The sequence below is a fragment of the Azospirillum sp. B506 genome, assembly GCF_000333595.1.
Lineage (GTDB): Bacteria > Pseudomonadota > Alphaproteobacteria > Azospirillales > Azospirillaceae > Azospirillum.
Genome location: NZ_BADK01000161.1, coordinates 1 through 1,243 on the forward strand (window position 1 = coordinate 1; position 1,243 = coordinate 1,243).

At 56.7% G+C, this 1,243-nt stretch carries 1 rRNA gene; it reads right to left on the bottom strand.

Annotated elements, in window-relative coordinates:
- Positions 1-1,243 (bottom strand): 23S ribosomal RNA (locus I71_RS05770); the annotation flags it as partial.

Genomic DNA, 1,243 nt, shown 5'->3' on the forward strand with positions numbered 1-1,243 from the left:
TCCCGGACCCCGATAACGGGCCCACGGTTAGATGCCAGAGACTTCAAGGGTGGTATTTCAAGGTTGGCTCCACACGAGCTGGCGCCCATGCTTCCAAGCCTCCCACCTATCCTACACATGAGTCCCTAGCACCACTGCAAAGCTGTAGTAAAGGTGCACGGGGTCTTTCCGTCTGACCGCGGGAACTCCGCATCTTCACGAGAGTTCAATTTCGCTGAGTTGGTGTTGGAGACAGCGGGGAAGTCGTTACGCCATTCGTGCAGGTCGGAACTTACCCGACAAGGAATTTCGCTACCTTAGGACCGTTATAGTTACGGCCGCCGTTTACCGGGGCTTCAATTCAAGGCTTGCACCTCTCCTCTTAACCTTCCGGCACCGGGCAGGCGTCAGACCCTATACGTCGCCTTGTGTGGCTTCGCAGAGCCCTGTGTTTTTAGTAAACAGTCGCTACCCCCTGGTCTGTGCCCCCCGCCAGGACTTGCGTCCCAACGGGGCCCTCTTCTTCCGAAGTTACGAGGGCAATTTGCCGAGTTCCTTCAACACCATTCTCTCAAGCGCCTGGGTATACTCTACCAGTCCACCTGTGTCGGTTTGGGGTACGGTCTATATGGCGGGGCTGTTTCCTGGAACCCCTCTACAGCACGATCAATCCGATAAGATCGTACACGCGTTGGGATCCGTCACCTCCGCCAGGCCCACGAATATTAACGTGGTTCCCATCGACTACGCCTTTCGGCCTCGCCTTAGGGGCCGGCTCACCCTGCGTGGATTAACCTTGCGCAGGAACCCTTGGACTTTCGGCGACAGTGTTTCTCACACTGTTTGTCGCTACTCATGTCAGCATTCTCACTTCCGATACCTCCAGGCGACCTCACGGGCACCCTTCACAGGCTTACGGAACGCTCCGCTACCACGCGATCAAAGATCGCATCCGCAGCTTCGGTACACGGCTTGAGCCCCGATACATTTTCGGCGCAGGCCGGCTTAACTAGACCAGTGAGCTATTACGCTTTCTTTAAAGGATGGCTGCTTCTAAGCCAACCTCCTGGTTGTCATGGCCTTCCCACATCCTTTCCCACTTAGCCGTGATTTGGGGACCTTAGCTGGCGGTCTGGGCTGTTTCCCTCTCGACGATGGACCTTAGCACCCACCGTCTGTCTGCCGCGCTCTGCTCACGGGTATTCGGAGTTTGGTTAGGTTTGGTAAGGCTCGCGCCCCCCTTACCCATCCAGTGCTCTACCCC